This is a genomic window from Exiguobacterium sp. HVEsp1, assembly GCF_002009685.1.
GTDB lineage: Bacteria > Bacillota > Bacilli > Exiguobacteriales > Exiguobacteriaceae > Exiguobacterium > Exiguobacterium profundum.
In genome coordinates this window covers 1,243,234-1,266,072 of the sequence record NZ_KV917367.1, presented here as the reverse complement: position 1 = coordinate 1,266,072, position 22,839 = coordinate 1,243,234, and the positions used below count along the sequence as shown (strand labels likewise).

Sequence of the window (22,839 nt, the reverse complement as noted above, 5' to 3'; positions counted from 1 at the left end):
TTAAAAAATGTAAGCGTTTCAGTAGTTTTTAAAAGTATGTACTAATTCAGTATATAGGACATATGTGCTATATTACATTTATATTATAGCGAACATCTAAGGATAGAGCGAATATTTCTATATTGTATAAATTGCATTAAAAAACGAACGATTATATATACTGATATATAATCATTCGTTTTTTATTATTATTCTGTTTGCTCTTGAATGAGTACTTTCCTCGGTTTCGAACCTTCCGATGGACCGACATACCCGGCTTCCTCAAGTGAGTCAATCAAACGGGCGGCACGATTATACCCGATTCGGAATCTGCGTTGAATCATCGAAGTTGATGCCGTTTCTTGTGTCATGACGAATTGCACGACTTCTCCGAACAATGAATCATCCGAATCAATCGTCGTCACTTCCTCTTCTTTTGGCATCATCGCTTCCACATATTGCGCACGTTGTTGCGCGATGACATGATTGACGACCGTCTCGACTTCTTGATCGGAGACGAATGCACCTTGTACACGGACCGGCTTGTTCATTCCGTTTGCAAGCATCAACATGTCACCGCGTCCAAGCAACTTTTCCGCCCCGCCACCATCAAGGATGGTCCTTGAATCGGTTTGAGAAGAGACGGCAAAGGCGATGCGGGACGGAATGTTCGCCTTGATGACTCCTGTGATGACGTCGACAGATGGGCGCTGTGTCGCGAGGACCATATGAATACCCGCAGCACGTGCCATTTGTGCAAGTCGCATGATGGCATCTTCGACATCATTTGATGCCACCATCATCAAATCCGCTAATTCATCGACGATTACGACGATGAACGGTAAACGTTTCGCATCCTCGTCATCCGACTGATCGACGAGTTCATTGTAACCTTCGATATTGCGAACTCCATATCGACTAAACAGTTCATACCGCCGTTCCATTTCTGCGACGACCTGCTTCAGTGCCTGGGCGGCTTTTTTCGGATCCGTGACGACCGGTGTCAACAGGTGTGGCACTCCGTTATAGACGTTCAACTCGACCATCTTCGGATCAATCATCATGAGTCGGACCTCATCCGGACGAGAACGCATCAAGAGTGACACGATCATGCCGTTGATACAGACAGATTTACCTGATCCTGTCGATCCTGCAACAAGCAAATGCGGCATTTTATTGAGAGAGATCCCAACCGTCTCGCCACTGATACTCCGACCGAGTGCGACGAGTAACTTCGAGTCATCTTGTTTCACCGGCTCCGCTTCCAGTACTTCACGTAAGCATACCGGTGCGACCTCCTGGTTCGGCACTTCAATACCAATAGCGGCTTTACCCGGAATCGGAGCTTCAATCCGAATATCTTTTGCAGCGAGCGCCAATGCCAAATCATCACTTAATGAGGTGATGCGACTGACTTTCACACCGATATCCGGTTGTAGTTCATATTTTGTGACGGTTGGACCAAGGTGAATCTTTAACACTTTGACACCGACCCCGAATGACTTAAGCGTCTTTACAAGTTTGGATGCATTTTCTTTCAATCGTGCATTCTCACCAGACAAATCCGTAATGACGGGCTCTTTCAAATTCGAGAATGGCGGAAGCTCGTATGTATCCGAGACATCTTGGGCCGCAGTCATCATCATCTCCTCGGTCGTGATTGTGGAATCGACTTCCGAAGAATCCGTACGAGGTTGATCTTCCGTCTCTCTTTTTTCTGCTACGACTTTCTCACTAAACCCGACGATTGGAATGTCTTGCATCGTGACCACATCTGACTCTACTTCCGCGTCCGGCTGCGTTTCCTCTTGTTTTGGACGAGGTGACGTTTTGCGCGTTCGTTTCGTCTCTAGCTGCTTTTCCACTTTCGGTCTGGCTTGCCATTCTTTTCTGACGGCCGTGACGGATTCCTGCATTCGATGATAGAGCGTCCCCCAAATCGTCGGGGCATAGAGCGAGACACCGACAAGGAAGCAGACGATTCCTAAGAAGACAATCCCGAAGTCAGAGAATAAATATTGGTTCAAGTTATAAAAAGTGCCATTGATGCCACCCCTCGCCTCTCCCCAAAGTAAGTCTCCAAATAGTAAGAACGAGGCGAGCATCGCGAATAGTCCCGCTCGTCGCATCGGCTTCATCGGAGTGAGTACGATCCATAACAAGACTGCCATCATCAAGTAAGTGAGCGCACCCCATCCTCCGAAAAGATAGACAGATAAATCGGACAACTGTTGTCCGATCCACCCTAAATCAAATAAGGCAAATACGAATGCGACGATGGCGAGGACAAAGATGCCCCACCCATATGTACGTGGCGCAATCGGTTGTTTTTTACGGTTCCTCGTATTTCGCGTCGCTGGCCGCTTTCGCTTTACGGGAGTCTTTCTTGTTTTTTGAGCCACATCAGTTCCTCCTAAAAAAAGAAGGCAAAAGTCAGATGACTTTTGCCTCACTCTCATTCCATTAAATCTCCATGATGATCGGCAAGATCATCGGACGACGTTTCGTCTGCTCGAATAAGAAGACGCTCAGTCGCTCGCGGATATTTGATTTCAATTCGGTCCAATCACTGCCAGCCTGCAGACTCTTTTCAATCTGTTTCGTGACAATACGGTTTGCCTCTGAAATCATCTCCTCCGATTCACGCATATATACGAAACCACGTGAGATGAGTTCAGGTCCTGAAATCAATTTCTTCTGTTTCCGATTCAACGTGACCACGCAGAGAACAACTCCATCTTGTGACAACAATCGACGGTCCCGTAAGACGATGTTTCCAACGTCCCCGACGCCGATTCCGTCAATCAAGACATTTCCTGCAGGAACTTTTCGGCTCATGCGGGCTTTTCGACCCGTGAACTCGACGACGTCACCTTTTTCAACGATGAAGATATTGTTCGGTTTGACACCCACTTGTTCAGCGAGTTTCGAGTGTGCCATCTGCATCCGGTATTCCCCGTGAATCGGTAAGAAGTACTTCGGTTTAACGAGGTTGAGCATCAGCTTCAATTCTTCTGCCGATCCGTGTCCAGATACGTGCACTTTACGTTGGTTGTAAATGACGTTCGCACCTGAACGGAACAACAAATCAATCGTTTTAGAAACAGACTTCTCATTCCCTGGAATCGGTGTCGCCGCGATGACGACCGTGTCATTCAATCGAATGTTGACTTGCTTGTGGGCATTACGAGCCATACGAGTCAATGCCGCCATCGGCTCTCCTTGCGAACCTGTCGTTAAAATGACGACTTTATTATCCGGTAGACGGTTTACTTGCGACAACTCGACGAGTGTCTTCGCCTTGAAACGTAAGTAGTTTAGTTTCTGTGCAACTTCGACGATGTTGACCATGCTACGACCAACGACCGCGACTTTACGATCATTCGCTTCCGCTGCTGCGAATACTTGTTGCAAGCGATGGACGTTCGAGGCGAATGATGCCACGATAACCCGACCTTCCGCTTGATAAATGACATCGTTCAATTCAGCTCCGACGATTGACTCTGAACCGGTTTGCCCCGGTCGCTCGGCGTTCGTCGAATCGGAAAGAAGCGCAAGTACGCCACGTTGTCCGATTGCCGCTAATTTATTGAAGTCGGATTGTTTACCATCGACAGGCGTGTAATCAAACTTGAAATCTCCGGTATGGACGATCGCACCTTGAGACGTTTGAATACAGACGCCGACACAGTCGGGAATCGAGTGATTGACGCGGAAAAACGTGATGAAATGATCAGCGATAGTCAATTTCGTTTTGGCATCAATCATGCGAAGGTCGACTTCTTTCAACAAACCGGCCTCTTTTAATTTCAATTCAATCAACCCGAGGGTCAATTTCGTCCCGTATACTGGAACGTGCTTCAAGTCGCGTAAGACGTAGCTAAGTCCACCGATATGGTCTTCGTGACCATGGGTGATGAAAATCGCCCGTACACGATCTTTATTTTCTTTTAAGTATGTGATGTCTGGGATGACGATATCAATCCCGAGCATCTCATCGCCTGGAAACATTAGACCGGCATCGATGACGAAGATGTCGTCGTCTAGTTCCACGACGTACATGTTCTTCCCGATTTCGCCTACGCCTCCAAGCGCAAAGACGCTAATATTCTCTGTCTTCTTTTTTGACACTAACAAAAACCTCCTAAATGATTCATATTCTGTTTCGTCCCCTTATCGCTACTGAATATTGTAGCGGAAAACGGCTTCATTGCCAACATTTCCGTCTAATCTAATAGAGGTTTTAGTGCATCGGCAAGCGGTGCCGTCTCTTTTTCGTCAGGTCGTTTCCCTGCAACAAGTTGACGAATCGACAAGCCGAAGTCCATTTGGAGGTGAGGATAGTCCGGGAATGAGTTCCAGTCTCCGCCCCATTCAAAGCCGAGCGCCTTTCCTAACTCCCCGAGTTCTTGCCAGTCAGGAATGTCATTCCGATTACGATCCGTATTCAGGTCATAGTCGGTCTTGTTGTTATGGATGATAACGAAATCGACAGCAAGACCATAGTTATGATAGCTCTGACCCGCCTTCGCATTGGTCACCACTTGCCCGGGTTCAGACCGCCCTTGCGCATAAAGCGCATTCTGTTCCTTGGCAGAACGGTATCCTGAAGTGAGGCGCACTTCGAGGTCTAGACAAGAATGGGCCAATCGAATGAACGATTCTCCTCGATTGGCGACTAACGGATGCAACCGGTCAAAATCAATCTTCGTCCTTACCAAGATCGCATCTTCTTTCTCCACGTCTCGCACACACATATCCGCTTCGAACGTCGGCTCGTCCACCCAAGGCACCGGTTCCGGTTGCATATAAAAGTAAGCGAGCGTAATGCCAATCAGAAAGGCGACCATCGCAAGAGATAACACGCCTGTCCATCTCATCTTCTTAACCGTTTACGCAGTCCTTTTAAGAGTGGCAACCCTTTTTCGAGTGCCATATACAAAGGACGATTCAAGACGAGGTCGAATTCCCCGACCTTTTCAATCATGTCGCTTCCCCATCCCGATTTGAATGCGTAAAGACCAGCATATTCATCATCCGGGTCCGTACTTCCTGATACCCCGCCGAAGTCGTATCGCTCGGCGCCACTCGCTTTGGCCGCCTGCATCATCGTCCATTGCATCAAGTGGTTCGGCATAAATTCACGGAATTCATTTGACGAGGCTCCGTATAAGTAATAAGAGCGCCGTCCTGCGAGTGTCAACAGACCACCTGATAAGACGAGCCCGTTCGGATAGGTCTGATCGAGTTCGACGAGCTCAGGGAGGGCTTGCTCCGCTTTTTGAATTTGTGCCTCCGTCTGTTCCTTGCGGTTCAAAAGGCTGTTACGTTTCTTTTCAATCGTTTCTTTCTCAAGGCCCCGTTCAATCTTCGCCAACTCTTTCTTCGCTTTTTCTAGCGTCGCCTGTTGCTGTTCGAGTGCGATTTTCGGTTCGAGCGTTGTCAAGAAGAGACGGGCATCGTTCGGTTGCAGACAATCGTATAGGTTCTCAAAATAATCGAGCCCTCGCGTAGCGAATCCGTCACGCTCCCCTGTCACTTTCATCAAATCGGCGAACGTTTTGAGTCCGTCACGACCGACCTCTTTGCAGACGATTCCTTTTTTCTCCGCGAGACGGACATTGTAGCGGAACTTATGATGGAATTTCGCAAAAATATCCTTCTCACTCGGGCGCAAATCAGTTTCCATTGTAAAACGAGGTTGGGCGTAGTCAAAGCCACCGCCGTATCCCTTATGTTTAAACCCGATGGCAGCCATTTCGGTCAATAGTCCTGGCAATTCATCGCGGTCGATGTTTGGATCGATTTTTACGACGATGGCCTTATGTGCCGTCGCGACACGTGTCGCTTCTTTCACGAGCGCCTGTAGCGATGCCAAGTCGTCGTAGTCCACGACAAACCCGCGTGGGGCATAGCACAGTGTGTATGGTAATTTCGGGACACGTTTGAATAAAAGTAAAGCGACACCGGACGTCACGCCGTCTCGCGCGACCGCGACACGTTCTGACGTCCAACCATTTTGGCGCTTCACATCTCCCCAACTCGATAGTTGCAACAAATCCCCACGGTCGTGTGTTTTGACGAAGTCGTCATGCTCTTTTTCTGTCAACGTAATTGGTTGTACTGCCATAAATCATGCTTCCTCCGTATTCAAAATTGTCGCTCGAACGATTGCCTCTTCATCGAGCGGCAATTTTTCATTTCCGATAATTTGATACTTCTCATGCCCTTTTCCTGCTAGCACGATGATGTTGTCCGGTTTCGCTAAACGGGCCGCATAACGGACCGCTTCTTCTCGATCCCCGATTTCAACAAAGTTGTCATGGGTCATCCCGGCCGCAATCCCTTTTGTAATGGACTCATACGCTTCGAATCGTGGATCATCTGTCGTGATGATGACGGTACCGGCATAGGACGAAGCCATCTCGCCCATTGCCGGACGTTTTGTGACGTCACGGTTTCCACCTGTCCCAATCAAAAAGATAATCTTTTCTTTTGGTACGCCGACGAGCGACTTCAGACACTGTTCGATGCCATCCGGCGTGTGGGCGTAGTCCGCATATACGTTGTAACCTGGGACGTCTAAACGTTGCATCCGTCCCTTGGCCGGATGAATCATCTCCAGTGCTTTTGCAATTCGCTCAAGCGAGTAACCGGCAGCGAGAAGACAACCCGTCGCCAACAATAGATTGTACACGTTGAAACGACCGATGAACTGGACCGTCACCGGAAGTTTTGCGCCTTGGTAATTCAATGTAAAGCTCGTCTGAGACAACGTCTGTTCAATGTCCGTTGCCATCAGGTCTGCTTGCGCATCAATCCCATATGTTATTACTTTCGCACCGGTCATCGTCTCATAAAGAGGCGTTTGTGCATCGTCCGCGTTCAAGACGGCTACTTTTCCACGTGAGGCCATTTGACCGAGTTGAGCGAACAATAACCCTTTTGCACGTGCATAGTTTTCGAACGTTCCATGAAAATCTAGGTGATCGTGCGTCAAGTTCGTGAAGCCCACGATGTCAAAATCAGTTCCGATGACACGTCCGAGCTCAAGACCGTGTGAGGACACTTCCATCATCACGTCCGTCACGCCTTCATTTCGCATTTGTGCCAACAACTGTTGAAGTTCTGAACTTTGAGGCGTCGTATTTTTACTTGGGACGATTTTGTCGTTGATGCGTACTTCAACGGTCCCAATCAAACCGGTCGAATGCCCGAGGACATCGAGGACGTCTCGTAAAATCGTCGTCGTCGTCGTTTTTCCATTCGTTCCCGTGATTCCGAACAGTCGCATCTGTTCAGATGGATACGCATAAAAGGCCGAAGCCAACAACCCGATCGAACGCGAGCTGTCACGTACAATCAGGTTTGGCACTGACAGGTCGAGCGGTCGTTCGCTAACGACTGCCACCGCGCCTCGCTCTACCGCTTGCGCCGCATATTCATGCCCATCCACCGTATAGCCTTTGATGGCGACAAACAGCGTTCCCGGCACAACTTCTCGCGAGTCCGTCGTCACATGCGTCACGACGATGCCTTCTAGATTTGGTTGATTAATTAATTGTATCGTCTTCACTAAATCCGTTAAGTTCAAGTCTTTCCCTTCTTTCACCTGTATCCTATCCAAACTAAAGAATACCTCTTAATCAGTGTAGAGAACTTACAATTCGGTTTCAAGTCACGCTTCGTTTGGGAGGACATATGACTTCGCTGGGCGATGGCTCAACACCTCACGAATCAATTCATTGACCTCATCGCGTTCAATCCGTTCTACTTTCGCAATCACTTGTTCTATCGGCTCGACTTCATCGAGAAGTAGCAAGTTCCGTCCGTTCCGGTTCATACGGGCACTCGAACTTTCATTCCCAAGAGCGATCGACCCTTTCAATTGTCGCTTGCCTTTGTCTACTTCCTCAGCAGTCAAACCGTCGGCGACAAGTCGCTTCATCTCTCTCTCTAGGATGACTTCGACTTGTTCCAACGTATCCGGCGACGTACCGACGTATATGGTAAACGTACCGTGATCGGAAAACGTCGTGTAATAGGAGTAAATGGAATAAGCCAAGCCCTCTTCTTCACGGATGGACTGGAACAAACGCGAAGACATCGTCGCGCCGATTGCGTTGTTCATCAATGCCAAATGAGGCAATCGATCGTCCGTCGCCGGAATCGCTTCGTAGTTCCAACAGAGGTGGGCTTGCTCCGTTTCCTTATGTTTCGTCAATGTGTCATGGAACAGTTCCGGTTGATTGATTTCTTTCGACGATTCCCTAGAAGAGATGTGGGCAAACCTACGTTTTACCGCCTCGATCAATTCTTCAGAAACATGACCTGCGATCGAGACGACAATCTGCTCGGCCGTATACTGTTCCTGTAAGTATTCGACGAGCTGGTCCCGCGTCAATCGATTGACACTCTCCTCCGTCCCTAAAATCGGTTGGGCGAGTATATCGTCTCGATACGCCGCAATGGCCAATAGTTCGTGAACGAGATCTTCCGGCGTGTCCTCATACATTTTAATCTCTTCCACAACGACACGCTTTTCTTTCTCCAACTCCTGCATATCGATTACTGACTCAAACAGCATGTCTGTCAGGACGTCGAGCGCCATGACCGCGTGTTCATCGAGCGTCTTCACATAAAAGCATGTATGGTCTTTCGAGGTGAAGGCGTTGACGCTTCCACCGAGCTCATCGAAAAAGGAAGCAATCTCTTTCGCGCTTTTCGATGCTGTCCCTTTGAACAGCATATGTTCAATCAAATGACTGATGCCGATGTTCTCAAACGTCTCTGTACGTGTCCCTGCTTTAATGAATACCCCGGTCGAGGTGCTAAGCGAACCTTCGATTGGTTCGATGATGATTCGGACACCGTTCTCTAATGTCATCCAGTCCATATTCTCACTCCTATGAAAAAGGCCATCGCACCAAGACGATGGCCAGAATAATTAATTTGTCGAGCGCGGTGGACGACGGTCCCCGTCACGACGTGGCGGACGGCTATCGCGAGGTGGGCGGCTTTCACGTGCTGCCTTCCGTTTCGCTTCGTATGCCTCACGCTCTTCAGGAGACAATCCTTCTAAGATGAGCGCTTTTCGTGATGCGTTGACACGACCTTTGTCATCGATTTCAGTGACTTTGACTTGAATCGAATCGCCAAGCTTCACAACATCCTCGACGTTCGCGACACGCTCAAGGCTGAATTCGGATACGTGTACGAGCGCATCTTTCCCTTTGAACAACTCGACGAACGCGCCGAATTTTTCGATGCGACGTACGGTAGCATCGTATACTTCACCGACGACGACTTCACGGACGATGTCACCAATCATTGACATGGCAAGATCGATTCCTTCTTGGTCCGTCGAGGCGATGAAGACCGTACCGTCTTGTTCGATGTCGATTTTGACGCCCGTTTGGTCGATGATGCTGTTGATCATCTTACCGCCTGGTCCGATGACGTCGCGGATCTTATCCGGATTGATTGTCATCGTCACAATCTTCGGTGCATATTTCGACAATTGTGTACGTGGAGTATCCAACGTCTCAAGCATGTGATCAAGGATGTGTAAACGACCGACACGTGCCTGTTCAAGCGCTTCTTCTAGAATTTCACGCGTGATTCCGGCAATCTTGATATCCATTTGAAGGGCGGTGATCCCGTCTTTCGTTCCAGCTACTTTAAAGTCCATATCCCCAAGGTGGTCTTCAAGTCCTTGAATATCTGTCAAGACCGTGTAGTGTTCACCTTCCATGATAAGACCCATGGCAATCCCGGCGACTGGCGCTTTGATTGGCACACCTGCATCCATCAATGCGAGTGTCGACCCACAAATCGAAGCTTGTGAACTTGAACCGTTCGATTCGAGTACTTCCGAAACGAGACGAATTGTGTATGGGAAGTCTGCTTCTTTCGGAATGATTGGAAGAAGCGCACGCTCACCGAGTGCTCCGTGACCGATCTCACGACGACCTGGCGCACGGACCGGACGAGCTTCACCGACTGAGAACGGCGGGAAGTTATAGTGGTGCATAAAGCGCTTGTTCTCTTCAAGACCGATTCCATCGATGATTTGTGCGTCTCCGATGACACCGAGTGTCGCAACAGACATGACTTGTGTTTGACCTCGTGTGAAGAGACCGACACCGTGTGCACGTGGGAGTAATCCGACTTCTGACGCGAGCGGGCGAATCACGTCTGGACGACGTCCGTCTGGGCGGACTTTTTCGACCGTGATCAAGCGACGGACTTCATCTTTGACGAACTTGTTCAAGATGCCTGAAACTTCGCCGAGTTTTGAAGGCTCATCCGCAAGACGCGCTTCATACATCGCGACATACTTCGCAATCACTTCGTTGATGGCTTCGTCACGAGCGTGTTTCTCTTCCACTTGAACCGCTTCTACGATTTCAGGACGGGCTGCTTCGAGTTCAGCATTAAGTGCCTCATCGTATTTCGAGACCGTGTATTCGAATTTAGGTTTTCCGACAGCTTCTACGATTTCTTGTTGGAATGCAATCAAACGCTTGATTTCTTCATGTCCAAACAAGATTGACTCGAGCATGACGTCCTCAGGTACTTCGTTCGCACCTGCTTCAACCATGTTGATGGCTGTCGATGTCCCTGCAACTTGAAGTTCAAGGTCCGTTTTCTCCAACTGAGCCGTCGTCGGGTTGATGACGAATTCGCCGTCCACACGGCCGACTGTCACGCCAGCGATTGGACCGTCAAACGGTACGTCAGAAATCGAGAGCGCGATCGACGTCCCGAGCATACCTGCCATTTCAGCCGAGCAATCTGGGTCGTTTGACATGACGTAAATCATGACTTGAATATCATGACGGAATCCGTCTGGGAAGAGTGGACGAATCGGGCGGTCGATGAGACGTGATGTCAAAATCGCGTTTTCACCCGGGCGACCTTCACGACGAAGGAAACCACCTGGAATTTTACCGACCGAGTAAAGTTTCTCCTCATAGTTGACCGTCAACGGGAAGAAGTCTAAATCTTTTGGTGCTTTTGAAGCCGTCACTGTCGCAAGGACAACCGTATCTCCATAACGCACGAGTGCCGAACCGTTTGCTTGCTTCGCAAGTTGGCCGACCTCTACAGACAATGGGCGTCCGCCCCACTCTGTAGAGAATACTTGTTTCGTACCTAACATGTACATTCTCCTCTCAAACCTTATCTAGTTTATTATGTAACTCATTCCAACGAATGTCTAATCATTTTCCTTAAAAAAGAAGAAACGGACTAGGACGTTGTCCCAGCCCGTTAAACAGTCTCGATCGATTAACGACGGAGACCGAGGCGTTGAATCAATTCACGGTAACGTGTAACGTCCTTGTTACGAAGGTACGTAAGCAAGTTACGACGACGTCCAACCATTTTCAAGAGACCGCGACGTGAGTGGTGGTCTTTCTTGTGTGTACGAAGGTGGTCGTTCAATGTGTTGATTTGTTCAGTCAACACAGCCACTTGTACTTCTGGTGAACCTGTGTCACCTTGTTTTGTCGCGTATTCCGCGATAATTTCGTTTTTACGTTCTTTTGAGAGTGCCATTGCCTCTCCACCTCCATTTAATGAAAAATTGCCGCGTTGCCGAGCCGGCGTTGGTGAATCGACCAGCCAAGCGAAGCGGTGTACTTTGCGTACTTGACAAGGATAGCGTACCCGCTCTTGAAAGTCAAGATAGGATTGAACGAGCTGCCACCTCATCTTCTTTCAGTTGAGCGACCAATGCATCCAACCCATCGAACGCGCGTTCATTCCGAATATATTGGATCCACTCGATTTCGATGACTTGTCCATATAAATCCTCGGAGAAGTCGAAGAGATGGCTCTCAACAGAGACCGATCCCGTCTCATAAAAAGTCGGACGACGTCCAACATTCGTCATCGCGTGGAACATCCGTCCGTCCGGTAGCGTGACTCGAGTCGCGTATACGCCCAATCGTGGCATGACGTACGAAGCGTCCATCAACACGTTCGCAGTCGGGAAACCGATGGTACGCCCTCTCGCATCACCGTGAATGACTTCGCCACAGATCACGTATGGCGTACCGAGGAGTTCATGTGCGGCATCGACCTGTCCCTCTGCCAAGAGTTTACGGATGCGGGTAGATGACACTTTTTCCCCATCCATCGTCTGCTCTGTGACGACAGACGTCGTGAATTGGTCACGCGCATGGTATGGAAGTGTCTCCATCGTCCCTTCTCCAAACTTTCCATAAGAGTAATCAAAACCAGCTGTCACGTGCACGGCTCCGGCACCGATCAAATAATCATCGACAAACTGTTGCGGGGACAAATTGGCCAATTCTTTTGTGAATGTCAAGACGAGGCAACGCTCTACCCCGAGCGCTTCGATGCGCTTCAGTTTCCGGGACAGCGGTGTAATATAGCGGACCGCATCCGGTTTATTGGAGAGTACTTGTTTCGGATGAGGATCGAACGTGACGACCGTCACCGGCAGGTTGTGCTCCGCTGCCACCCGTTTGGCATGATTGATTACAGCTTGATGCCCTTTATGAACACCGTCGAAGAAACCGAGTACCATAATGGACGGATACACGTCGGGTGTTTCTGGATAAGTGAGATGTCTTGTTTCCATACTGTCAAATTCCCCCTTAGTCGATAGCCAACATGACCTCGACTGTAGCGTCTGTCGTTCCTTCTTGTCTTCGATATAAAGCAAGAGGGATTCCTTCTTCATTATAGACAGTAAATAACTCAAATTCGAGCGAAACGCCGTTCAGCTTTCCGCCATTGCGAATATAATGCTCCCGATTCTTTCGAATCGTGATTGCCGGCCAGCGTTTGATGACATCCTCAAGTGGGATCACATGCGCCAATCGTTCTTCGACCGTTTCAAGAGACTGTAACGTTTCGAGCGATACCGCGTTCTCTTCCTCAAACGTTCCTGAGCTCGTCCGTCTGAGTTCGCTCATATGGGCAGGGTAACCGAGCTTCTCCCCGATCTGAACGGCGAGCGTTCGAATATATGTCCCTTTCCCACAGTCGATTTCCATTCGGAAGCGACAGGCGTCCGCTTCGAATGTCAATTCACTCGTCCGCTCCAGACGATGAATCTCGACCGTCCGCCGAGGTCGTTCGACGGTCTGCCCTTTCCGAGCATACTCGTACAACTTTTTCCCGTTTACTTTGACCGCTGAGTAGTACGGCGGGATTTGTTCAATCATTCCTGTCAATTGACGCATCGCCTCGTCAATCTGAGATTCGTCCAAATCGTTCGGTGTGACTGATTTCTGTGCGACCACCTCGCCATGCGCATCCTCGGTCATCGTGGCGGTACCAATCGTCACCTCGGCCACGTAACGCTTCCCTTCATCCGTGATAAAACGCGACAGCTTCGTGGCACGCCCTAAACAGATGGGCAATACGCCTGTCACTTCCGGGTCAAGTGTACCCGTGTGTCCGACCTTTTTCGTTTGGAACAATTTTCGTAATTTAAATACGCAGTCATGACTCGTCATGCCAGCATCTTTATCGAGTACGAGCACTCCGTTCGGTTCCAATTTCATCCCTCCATATAAAAAAAGGGAGAACGACGTCTCCCCTTTCAAATTATTGATCTTTGTTCAAATCACGAATCAACGAATCGATATGGCTACCATATGCGACTGAAGAATCGTATTCAAACGAGATCTCTGGTGTTTTCCGAAGACGGATGCGGTTCCCGATTTCGCGACGGATAAATCCTTTCGCCTTATCGAGACCAGCTTGCGTTTCTGCTTTCACATCTTCCTCATCACCAAGCACCGTATAATAGACTGTTGCTTGTTGTAAGTCACCTGTCACATCAACGCTCGTAATCGTAGCGTTTTTTGTACGCGGGTCACTGACTTCCCGTAACAAGACATCTGTTATTTCTTTACGCATTTGCTCGGCAACACGTTGGGCACGAATTTTCATACGTGATCCCTCCTCACATTATTTACGTTCGACTTCTTTCATGACGAACGCTTCAATGACATCGTCTACTTTGATGTCATCAAATTTCTCTACTTTAATCCCACACTCATAACCAGTCGCCACTTCTTTCACGTCATCTTTGAAACGACGAAGCGTATCGAGTTTACCTTCGTAAATCACGATTCCGTTACGAATGACACGGACACCGGCGTCACGTGTGATTTTACCTTCTGTCACATAACAACCTGCAATCGCACCGACTTTCGAAACTTTGAAGACGTCACGGACTTCGACTTGACCTGTGATTTCTTCCACGAACTCTGGGTCAAGCATCCCTTTCATCGCGCTCTCGATTTCTTCGATTGCGTTGTAGATGATGCGGTGGAGACGCATTTCAACGTTCTCTTGTTCCGCCATCGAACGTGCGTTTCCATCAGGACGGACGTTGAATCCGATGATGACAGCATTCGCAGCTGAAGCGAGGATGACATCACCTTCCGTGATTGCACCGACACCTTGGTGAACGATGTTAACTTTGACGCCTTCGACATCAATCTTGCGGAGTGAACCAGCCAATGCTTCGGCTGACCCTTGAACGTCTGCTTTGATGATGACGTTCAAGTCTTTCACTTCACCTTCTTGAATGCGGCTGAACAAATCATCAAGACTTACTTTCGCCGACTCACGACGCTGTGACTCAAGGTAACGTTGGTAACGTTTTTCCCCGATTGCACGTGCTTTCTTCTCATCTTCGAAGACGATGAACTGGTCACCCGCTTGTGGAACGTCGTTCAAACCAGTGATTTCAATCGGTGTAGATGGTCCGACTTGTTTCACACGGCGACCGATATCGTTGACCATCGCACGGACACGACCGAATGTGCTACCGACGACGATTGAGTCTCCGATTCGAAGTGTACCGTGTTGAACGAGAAGTGTCGCGACCGGTCCACGTCCTTTGTCGAGTTTCGCCTCGATGACTGAACCACGAGCTGGCATGTCTGGTGTCGATTTATATTCTTCGACTTCAGATACGAGGAGAATCATCTCGAGCAATTCATCGATCCCTTCGCCTTTAATAGCAGAAATCGGAACGAAGATTGTTTCGCCGCCCCACTCTTCAGGGATGAGACCGAACTCTGTCAACTCTTGTTTGACACGGTCAGGGTTTGCCCCTTCTTTGTCCATTTTGTTGACTGCCACGATGATTGGAACGTTCGCTGCCTTGGCGTGCGAGATTGCTTCCTCTGTTTGTGGCATGACGCCATCGTCAGCCGCAACGACGATGATTGCGATATCTGTCACTTCGGCACCGCGGGCGCGCATCGTTGTGAAGGCTGCGTGACCTGGTGTATCGAGGAATGTGATTTTCTTATCATTGACTTCAACTTGGTAAGCACCGATGTGCTGCGTGATTCCGCCCGCTTCTCCTGCGACGACTTTCGTGTTACGAATCGAGTCAAGAAGTGTCGTTTTCCCGTGGTCGACGTGACCCATGATGGTAACGACAGCTGGACGTTCTTCAAGGTCATATTGTGAGAAGTCGATCTCAACTGTTTCAAAGTCTGTCTCATCGACAACAACTTCTTTTTCAACCTCAAAGCCGAATTCTGCAGCGAGTAATTCAACCGTTTCATCATCAAGCGTTTGGTTGATGGTTGCCATGACACCGAGACCCATCAACTTCATGATGATTTCATTTGGCTTTTTATTCATTTTTGAAGCAAGGTCAGACACGCTGAGTACATCGTCATACTTGATGACGTTGCCCATCTCTGCCTCTTGCGCGAGACGTGCTGCTTTACGCTGACTTGTCTTCGAGTTTGGATCGGCTTCTTGTGGCACAGCTGCTTTTACCGGCTTGCCTTTGCCTTTCCCTTTTCCACGTTTTTTATTGCGTGGGTCGTTGTTTCGGTTATCGTTACGATTTTGTCCACCGCGATTGTTTTGTCCACCGCGATTGTTTTGACCGCCACGGTTTTGTTGTCCCGCTTGTGGACGTGACGCTTGTGCTTCTTTTTTCTCTTGCTTCGGCTCATTCGATGTTGACGTCGCTTTCGCTTCCGCTTGTTTTTCAGCACGATATTTTTCAGGATTGAACACACGGTCCAATTGTTTTACCGTTTCCTCATCGAGGACGGCCATATGGTTTTTCACCGGTTTGTTCAATTTTTCTAATTGAGTAATGACTTGTTTACTCGTTACATTCTGTTCTTTTGCAAATTCATAGACGCGTTTTCCCAAAGCATCCACCTCCGTTAATAGTTAAGAGAGAAGTTGCTTAAGCTTGTTCGCAAATCCGGATTCTGTCACCGATACGACGACACGCATGTCTTTACCGAGTGCGGCACCGATTGTATAGCGATCGCTCACTTCAATCAATGGCACTTGATAAGACGCACATTTGTCAGTGACTCGTTTTTTCGTCGAGGCACCTGCATCTCCGGCTAGAATGACGAGCTTGGCACGACCTGCTCGTACATCCTTTAATACAAACTCTTCTCCCATCGTTACTTTCCTCGCTCGAGCAGCAAGGCCTAACAATGATTCCCACTGGCTCATGATTCGCCACCTGCGACAGCTTTCAACTGTTCATACAAGTCGTCGCTCGTCTTTACTTTCAAGTGATGGTCGAGCGTCCGTTTTTTCTCTGCTTGACGAACGACTTCGATATCTTTTGATAAGTAAGCACCACGACCGTTCACTTTACCCGTCTGATCGATGACCACGTCACCTTCAGGCGTCCGAACGACACGAATCAATTCTTTTTTCGGGAGCATTTCCTGTGTGACCACACACTTACGCAAAGGAAGTTTCTTTTGCTTCATGGTCATTCCTCTTCTTTCACCGCAGTCGTTTCAACTGTAGCATCTGATAAGTCTTGTTCTACTTCATTTTGAACAATTTCTGGTTCTGATTCAACTTTTTCAGCGAACGTATCGAACAAATCAAGTGCTTCGGCATCCGTTTCACTCTTGATGTCGATTTTCCATCCTGTCAATTTCGCAGCGAGACGGGCGTTTTGACCACGTTTCCCGATTGCGAGTGACAATTGATAGTCCGGTACGACGACTGTCGTCGATTTTGCTGGCTCGTTGACATATACCGCAACGACCTGAGCCGGGCTGAGTGCGTTACGAACGAACTCTTTCGGGTCTTCAGACCAGCGGACGATATCAATTTTCTCGCCGTTCAATTCGTCGACAATCGTTTGAACACGTTGTCCTTTCGGTCCGACGCATGCGCCGACCGGGTCGACGATATCCGAGTGTACAGCGATTTTCGAACGGTCACCCGCTTCACGCGATACTGACATCACGTCGACTGTCCCGTTTGAAATCTCAGGAACTTCGAGTTCGAACAAGCGGCGCAAAAGTCCCGGATGCGTACGCGAAACTTGAATCGCTGCACCTGAACCTTTCGTCGTTGAATCTACTTTTGTCACGTATACTTTGATACGGTCATGGATTTGGTATGACTCGTTCGGCATCTGTTCATTCGGTGTCAATACAGCTTCAATGTTGTTTTCGAGACCGATATAAAGGTTGCGTGGGTCAAAACGCTCCACGATTCCTGTCATGATTTCATCTTCTTTGTCAGCGAAGTGGTTGTAGATGCGTTCGCGTTCCGCTTCACGCATCTTCTGTGTGACGACTTGTTTTGCCGTCATCGCCGCGACACGTCCGAAATCACTCGGTGTGACTTCTTCTTTATGGAAATCGCCGAGCTCATAGTTCGGATCGATTTCATGTGCTTCTTCGAGTGAGAGCTGTTGGTCCGGTTGCGTGAGGCGCTCTACGACTTCTAACAAAGCGTAGACACGGATATCCCCCGTCACCTGATCAAACTCGACTTTCACGTGCTCGTTCGGGTTCGCCACGTTGCGACGATACGCAGAAATGAGCGCTTGTTCGAGTGCATCGATAATGATATTTTTGTCGATTCCTTTTTCTTTGGCAATCTGATCGATTGTAGTGAGTAATTGTGGACCCATCTTCTTCCCTCTCCTTAACTAAACGTGACCGCTAAGCGGGCTTGTGCAATTTTGTCAACCGGTAGCGATACTGCTTTTTTTCTTGTCTTGATGCGTGTCTCGATCACGACCGTTTCCCCATCATATGCCGTCAAAATTCCTTCAAACTCTTTGGCACCATCGATCGGAGCGAACGTTTTCATGTAGACATTTTTGCCTACCGCACGTTCAAAATCGCTCGGCTTTTTCAGCGGACGCTCCGCACCAGGACTCGAGACATCAAGATAATAAGCCTGTTCAATCGGATCGGTTTCGTTTAGTTTTTCCGAGAGCTGTTCATTGATATTGACGCAATCGTCCAAATCGACGCCCCCCGGCTTATCGATATAGACGCGCAAGAACCAGTCTGGACCTTCCTTAACGAATTCCACATCGACCAATTCCATGTTTTCCCGTTCTACGATCGGCAACGCAATCGATTCAACGACTTCTGTTATTTTGGACACTCTCATCCCTCCTTCTGGCTTTTACATACAAGAAAGGAGTAGGGTTCCCTACTCCTTTCCGTCGTAGTATCCAACTTTGTTCGATACCAATATATCATATTTTCCCGATAAATCGCAACTTACACCCCAAAATCAAAGAATGAGAGTTGGTTCTCATCAGGCAGACCTTCGAGACATTTCATCGTATCAAGTGTCTCGATGACCGTTTTCGAAAGTTTCGCACGTTTCCGCAAATCTTCTTTCGAAAGGAACTGTCCTTCTTCCCTTGCTTCGACAATCGCTTTTGCCGCATTCGTTCCAAGGCCATCGACCGCGTTGAACGGTGGAATCAGCGTATTGTCTTCAATCAAGAACTCTGTCGCACTCGACCGATACAAGTCGATGTTTTGGAACTTCATACCCCGCTCGAGCATTTCGAGTGCCAGTTCAAGGACCGTGTGCAGTCCTTTATCCTTCGCCGTCGCATCGAACCCTTTTTCTCGGATATCCGACATCGCCTTCCGTACGGCCTGAGGACCTTTAATCATTGCGGACAAGTCAAAATCTCCCGCCCGAACGGTAAAGTACGTCGCGTAGTACAGAATCGGATGATGCACTTTGAAGTATGCAATCCGAACCGCCATCAAGACGTAGGCAGTCGCGTGCGCTTTCGGGAACATGTACTTGATTTTCTTACAAGACGAGATATACCATTCCGGCACGTCATTCTCCCGCATCTCGGACTCCATCTCTTCCGTGAGTCCTTTCCCTTTCCGGACGGACTCCATGATTTTAAAGGCGAATGATGGTTCGAGGCCTGCATAAATCAGATAGACCATGATGTCGTCTCGACAACCGATGACATCTTTCAGTTCGCACGTCCCGTTATAAATCAATTCGTTCGCGTTCCCGAGCCAGACGTCTGTTCCGTGAGATAGACCAGAGATTTGAACGAGTTCCGAGAACGTTGACGGTTTTGTCTCTTCAAGCATCTGACGGACGAACTTCGTCCCGAATTCTGGAATCCCGAGTGTCCCGGTTTTCGATTCAATCTGTTCCGGTGTCACCCCAAGCACTTCTGGTGAAGAAAAAATCTTCATGACAGTCGGATCATCCGTCGGAATCGTCTTCGGATCGATACCAGACAAATCCTGTAACATCCGGATGACGGTCGGGTCATCATGCCCGAGAATATCGAGTTTCAATAAGTTGTCATGGATGGAGTGGAAGTCGAAGTGAGTCGTCTTCCATTCAGACGAATTGTCATCCGCCGGATATTGAATCGGGGAGATATCCGCGATGTCCATATAGTCCGGTACGACTATGATACCCCCTGGATGTTGCCCCGTCGTCCTTTTTACACCGGTGACCCCAGAAACGAGACGGTCGACTTCGGCGTTCCGGTAAATCTTATCATTCTCGGTCGCATAGCCTTTCACGTATCCATAAGCCGTTTTGTCGGCAATCGTTCCGATTGTCCCGGCACGATAGACGTATTCTTCTCCGAACAGTACTTTTGTATAGGCGTGGGCATGCGGTTGATATTCACCTGAGAAGTTCAAGTCGATATCCGGTACTTTGTCCCCTTTGAAACCAAGGAATGTCTCGAACGGAATATCATGACCGTCTTTTTTGTACCACGTGCCGCACTCCGGACACTCCTTGTCTGGCAAGTCATACCCCGAACCGACCGATCCATCATTAAAGAAATGTGAGTGCTGACAGTTCGGACAGACGTAGTGAGGCGGTAGCGGGTTGACTTCGGTGATTTCCGTCATCGTTGCGACGAGACTCGACCCGACCGACCCCCGCGAACCGACCAGATATCCATCATCGAGTGATTTTTTAACGAGTTTATGCGAAATCAAATAAATGACGGCGAACCCGTGACCGATAATCGACTTGAGCTCTTTCTCAAGACGCGCCTCCACGATCTCAGGCAGCTCGTCCCCGTAGATGGAGCGAGCCATGTCGTAGCTCATATTCCGAACCTCATCATCCGCACCTTCAATTTTCGGCGTATACAAATCATCCGGGATGATTTGAATCGACTCAATCTGGTCGGCAATCGCATTCGGATTCGTGATGACGATTTCACGCGCTAAATCGTCACCTAAAAACTTGAACTCTTCCATCATTTCTTTCGTCGTCCGAAAGTGCGCATGCGGTAATTCTTTACGCGTATTGATAAAGTTCGCCCCACCTTGGGTACGAATCAAAATTTCGCGATAAGACCGGTCGGACCGATCTAGATAGTGCACATTCCCTGTCGCACAAACCGGTAACTCGGCCTTCTCGGCGACGCGAATGATACGCTTAATGATTTCGCGGAGTTCTAACTCATTCGCCACAATCTCTTTATCAATTAAATGATGGTAGAGTGCCGGCGGATGAATCTCGATAAAGTCATAAAATGACATCATCTTCTCGAGTTCATCATCCGACTTGTTCAAGGCGGCGTCAAAAATCTCCCCGTTATCGCAAGCCGAACCAATCAACAGTCCTTCCCGTCGCTTCACGAGCTCGGAACGTGGCATGCGTGCCATCCGATACAAGTAATCGATGTGAGATAAGGAGATGAGCTCATATAAATGACGAAGTCCTGGCTTTTTATTTTTAGCGTAGATAGTCGCATGAAACGGACGAATCTTCGATACGTCACTCCCGACTTTCGCGTTCAACGAGCGATGTGTCGTCATCTCGAACATTTGCTTAGCGAGATCGAGTAGCTTCATGAGCAAATATGCTGTTGCTTCCGCATCATAAATGGCACGGTGATGTTGTGTCAGTTCGATATCGAATCGCTTCGCAAGTGTATTGAGTCGATGATTCTTCAACGTCGGCATCAACGTTCGAGCAAGTTCGAGCGTATCGATGACCGGATAATCATCTGGTTCATGTCCTCCGCTACGGAGAGTCGCCTCAAGGAAGCCCATATCGAATGACGCGTTATGGGCGACGAGAATGCTGTCGCCACACCAATCGACGAACTGTTTCGTGATCACTTCCGGGTCCGGTTGACCTTGGACCATGTCATCCGTGATCCCAGTCAATTCAATCGTGGTCGCTGACAAGGCATGTTTCGGGTCGGCGAACGCCTCAAACCGGTCAATGATTTCCCCGTCCTTGATTTTAACCCCAGCGAGTTCGATGATTTTATTGTAGACGGCAGAAAGTCCCGTCGTCTCGACGTCGAAGACGACGTATGTCGCATCGTCCAATGCCACATCGGTCGCATGATAGGCGACAGGGACACCATCGTTGACAACGTTCGCCTCGACTCCGTATAACACTTTAATGTCGTTCTTCTTCCCGGCATAATACGCTTCTGGGAACGCCTGGACTCCCGCATGGTCGGTGATGGCAATGGCACGATGTCCCCATTTCGCAGCACGGGCGACGAGCGACGAAACGTTTGTAACGGCATCCATTTGGCTCATCTGTGTGTGCGCGTGAAGTTCGACACGCTTCTCGCCTTCCCATTCGTCACGTGGCGGTTCGACCTTCACTTCTTGAAGTTGAGATGCCATCATACATAGTTCGCGCATGAACGAATCATCTTCGACCCGCCCAGCTGTTTGAATCCACATGCCTTTTTTGACGGCACTGAGCATACGGTCGTCATCGTCATCGCGGGCAAATACTTTCACAATCAATGAGTCGGTGTAATCCGTCATCTTGAACGTGAACAGTTTCTTCCCACTCTTCAATTCTTTCCGTTCTGCCGAGAAGACGAGTCCACGAATCGCGACACGTCGTTCTTCCTCGATAATCGTCTTGATTGGGACGATCTCATCTTTAATGAGCGCACCCATCCGGATTTCTGTGATCGGTTCGTCATTCGTTTCTGTTGCCTTGGCGAATTGAGCAGCCAGTGCCATTTTCGCTTGTTCGATGTCTTCTTGAACAACCTGTTCGCGAAGGGCCTGATTCGCCTCAGCGTCTTCCGAAAATTGAGCCTGACACGGCTTTTTCGTGAACCCATAGGCACTATAGAGCGCCTGCACTTCTTGACAGAGCTCTTTGTCCACATAACTCGCCTCAGGTGCGGAACGCACCGGGATCATGAGTTTGTTCTGCTCGAATCGTGGCGAAACGGAACCGAAATAACTGCGCATCGCACCAGAAACTTGGCTCAACTCGCTGACGATTCGCGGCCAATAGTCGATATAGTCTTGCTCACTTCCACCAGCTGTTGTCGAGAACCGAGCGTACACCTCATCCGCGAACGTCGCATAACGGCTTTCTAATCGACTCATGAACAATTGATGCACGTCGTATGGCAATACTTTTGGAAATGAAAAATAAAACGTCCACGTCCGTCGCTTCTTGTTGACGACGAGCCGTGAGAGTTCGGCCTGATCAAACAGGTCCGTCTCGGTCGTGATCCCAAGGTCACTTAATAATAATTGCATCTTTTGATTTGCTTCCACGGGTCCGTCTTTCCCCCTTTATGCCAATTCGACA

Annotated in this window: 17 protein-coding genes; all 17 read right to left on the bottom strand. The window is 48.9% G+C overall.

Features of this window, described 5'->3' with window-relative positions; genetic code table 11:
• Positions 1-188 precede the first annotated feature (188 nt).
• On the bottom strand, positions 189-2,381 hold the full coding sequence (locus BV910_RS06500; RefSeq protein WP_078146730.1) for an FtsK/SpoIIIE family DNA translocase: 2,193 nt from the start codon (positions 2,379-2,381) through the stop codon (positions 189-191).
• Positions 2,382-2,442: 61 nt separating this feature from the next.
• Complete coding sequence (locus tag BV910_RS06495) at positions 2,443-4,110, bottom strand: ribonuclease J (RefSeq protein WP_015881439.1); 1,668 nt, start codon at positions 4,108-4,110, stop codon at positions 2,443-2,445.
• Positions 4,111-4,205: 95 nt separating this feature from the next.
• Positions 4,206-4,859 carry a M15 family metallopeptidase gene (locus BV910_RS06490; RefSeq protein WP_078146729.1) on the bottom strand — a complete coding sequence of 218 codons (654 nt, stop codon included), beginning with the start codon at positions 4,857-4,859 and terminating at the stop codon, positions 4,206-4,208.
• Positions 4,856-6,109: a lipid II:glycine glycyltransferase FemX gene (locus BV910_RS06485; RefSeq protein ID WP_015881437.1), complete on the bottom strand. Its 1,254-nt coding sequence runs from the start codon at positions 6,107-6,109 to the stop codon at positions 4,856-4,858. Before BV910_RS06485 ends, BV910_RS06490 begins: the two co-directional genes overlap by 4 nt.
• Positions 6,110-6,112: 3 nt before the next feature.
• Positions 6,113-7,606 (bottom strand): UDP-N-acetylmuramoyl-L-alanyl-D-glutamate--2,6-diaminopimelate ligase, encoded by a 1,494-nt coding sequence (locus BV910_RS06480; RefSeq protein ID WP_240499807.1) that lies wholly within the window; start codon positions 7,604-7,606, stop codon positions 6,113-6,115.
• Between the two features lie 51 nt (positions 7,607-7,657).
• Positions 7,658-8,875: a M16 family metallopeptidase gene (locus BV910_RS06475; protein WP_078146728.1), complete on the bottom strand. Its 1,218-nt coding sequence runs from the start codon at positions 8,873-8,875 to the stop codon at positions 7,658-7,660.
• 51 nt (positions 8,876-8,926) lie between these two features.
• Positions 8,927-11,143 carry a polyribonucleotide nucleotidyltransferase gene (pnp, locus tag BV910_RS06470; protein ID WP_078146727.1) on the bottom strand — a complete coding sequence of 739 codons (2,217 nt, stop codon included), beginning with the start codon at positions 11,141-11,143 and terminating at the stop codon, positions 8,927-8,929.
• Between the two features lie 128 nt (positions 11,144-11,271).
• On the bottom strand, positions 11,272-11,541 hold the full coding sequence (rpsO, locus tag BV910_RS06465) for a 30S ribosomal protein S15 (RefSeq protein WP_015881433.1): 270 nt from the start codon (positions 11,539-11,541) through the stop codon (positions 11,272-11,274).
• A gap of 124 nt (positions 11,542-11,665) precedes the next feature.
• On the bottom strand, positions 11,666-12,592 hold the full coding sequence (locus BV910_RS06460; RefSeq protein ID WP_078146726.1) for a bifunctional riboflavin kinase/FAD synthetase: 927 nt from the start codon (positions 12,590-12,592) through the stop codon (positions 11,666-11,668).
• 16 nt (positions 12,593-12,608) lie between these two features.
• Complete coding sequence (truB, locus tag BV910_RS06455; protein ID WP_240499806.1) at positions 12,609-13,523, bottom strand: tRNA pseudouridine(55) synthase TruB; 915 nt, start codon at positions 13,521-13,523, stop codon at positions 12,609-12,611.
• Positions 13,524-13,566: 43 nt separating this feature from the next.
• Positions 13,567-13,914, bottom strand: a complete 348-nt coding sequence (rbfA, locus tag BV910_RS06450) for a 30S ribosome-binding factor RbfA (protein WP_015881430.1) — start codon at positions 13,912-13,914, stop codon at positions 13,567-13,569.
• Between the two features lie 18 nt (positions 13,915-13,932).
• Complete coding sequence (gene infB, locus BV910_RS06445; RefSeq protein ID WP_078146724.1) at positions 13,933-16,158, bottom strand: translation initiation factor IF-2; 2,226 nt, start codon at positions 16,156-16,158, stop codon at positions 13,933-13,935.
• 21 nt (positions 16,159-16,179) lie between these two features.
• Positions 16,180-16,476: a YlxQ family RNA-binding protein gene (locus BV910_RS06440; protein WP_015881428.1), complete on the bottom strand. Its 297-nt coding sequence runs from the start codon at positions 16,474-16,476 to the stop codon at positions 16,180-16,182.
• Positions 16,473-16,748: an RNase P modulator RnpM gene (rnpM, locus tag BV910_RS06435; RefSeq protein WP_193343251.1), complete on the bottom strand. Its 276-nt coding sequence runs from the start codon at positions 16,746-16,748 to the stop codon at positions 16,473-16,475. Before rnpM ends, BV910_RS06440 begins: the two co-directional genes overlap by 4 nt.
• The gene (nusA, locus tag BV910_RS06430; protein WP_074037219.1) at positions 16,745-17,908 is read right to left on the bottom strand and encodes a transcription termination factor NusA; all 1,164 of its coding nucleotides are present in this window, start codon (positions 17,906-17,908) and stop codon (positions 16,745-16,747) included. Before nusA ends, rnpM begins: the two co-directional genes overlap by 4 nt.
• 14 nt (positions 17,909-17,922) lie before the next feature.
• Positions 17,923-18,399, bottom strand: coding sequence for a ribosome maturation factor RimP (gene rimP / locus BV910_RS06425; protein WP_193343250.1), 477 nt, complete (start codon positions 18,397-18,399; stop codon positions 17,923-17,925).
• Between the two features lie 113 nt (positions 18,400-18,512).
• Positions 18,513-22,805, bottom strand: coding sequence for a PolC-type DNA polymerase III (locus BV910_RS06420; RefSeq protein ID WP_078146723.1), 4,293 nt, complete (start codon positions 22,803-22,805; stop codon positions 18,513-18,515).
• Between the last annotated feature and the right edge of the window lie 34 nt (positions 22,806-22,839).

What these genes read in the sequence shown, in the direction of transcription:
- pnp (WP_078146727.1), bottom strand. Translation starts at nt 11,143, where the DNA reads ATGTTAGGTACGAAACAAGTATTCTCTACAGAGTGGGGCGGACGCCCA.
- BV910_RS06440 (WP_015881428.1), bottom strand. Translation starts at nt 16,476, where the DNA reads ATGAGCCAGTGGGAATCATTGTTAGGCCTTGCTGCTCGAGCGAGGAAA.
- truB (WP_240499806.1), bottom strand. Translation starts at nt 13,523, where the DNA reads ATGAAATTGGAACCGAACGGAGTGCTCGTACTCGATAAAGATGCTGGC.
- BV910_RS06460 (WP_078146726.1), bottom strand. Translation starts at nt 12,592, where the DNA reads ATGGAAACAAGACATCTCACTTATCCAGAAACACCCGACGTGTATCCG.
- rbfA (WP_015881430.1), bottom strand. Translation starts at nt 13,914, where the DNA reads ATGAAAATTCGTGCCCAACGTGTTGCCGAGCAAATGCGTAAAGAAATA.
- BV910_RS06485 (WP_015881437.1), bottom strand. Translation starts at nt 6,109, where the DNA reads ATGGCAGTACAACCAATTACGTTGACAGAAAAAGAGCATGACGACTTC.
- BV910_RS06490 (WP_078146729.1), bottom strand. Translation starts at nt 4,859, where the DNA reads ATGAGATGGACAGGCGTGTTATCTCTTGCGATGGTCGCCTTTCTGATT.
- nusA (WP_074037219.1), bottom strand. Translation starts at nt 17,908, where the DNA reads ATGGGTCCACAATTACTCACTACAATCGATCAGATTGCCAAAGAAAAA.
- rnpM (WP_193343251.1), bottom strand. Translation starts at nt 16,748, where the DNA reads ATGACCATGAAGCAAAAGAAACTTCCTTTGCGTAAGTGTGTGGTCACA.
- rimP (WP_193343250.1), bottom strand. Translation starts at nt 18,399, where the DNA reads ATGAGAGTGTCCAAAATAACAGAAGTCGTTGAATCGATTGCGTTGCCG.
- rpsO (WP_015881433.1), bottom strand. Translation starts at nt 11,541, where the DNA reads ATGGCACTCTCAAAAGAACGTAAAAACGAAATTATCGCGGAATACGCG.
- BV910_RS06475 (WP_078146728.1), bottom strand. Translation starts at nt 8,875, where the DNA reads ATGGACTGGATGACATTAGAGAACGGTGTCCGAATCATCATCGAACCA.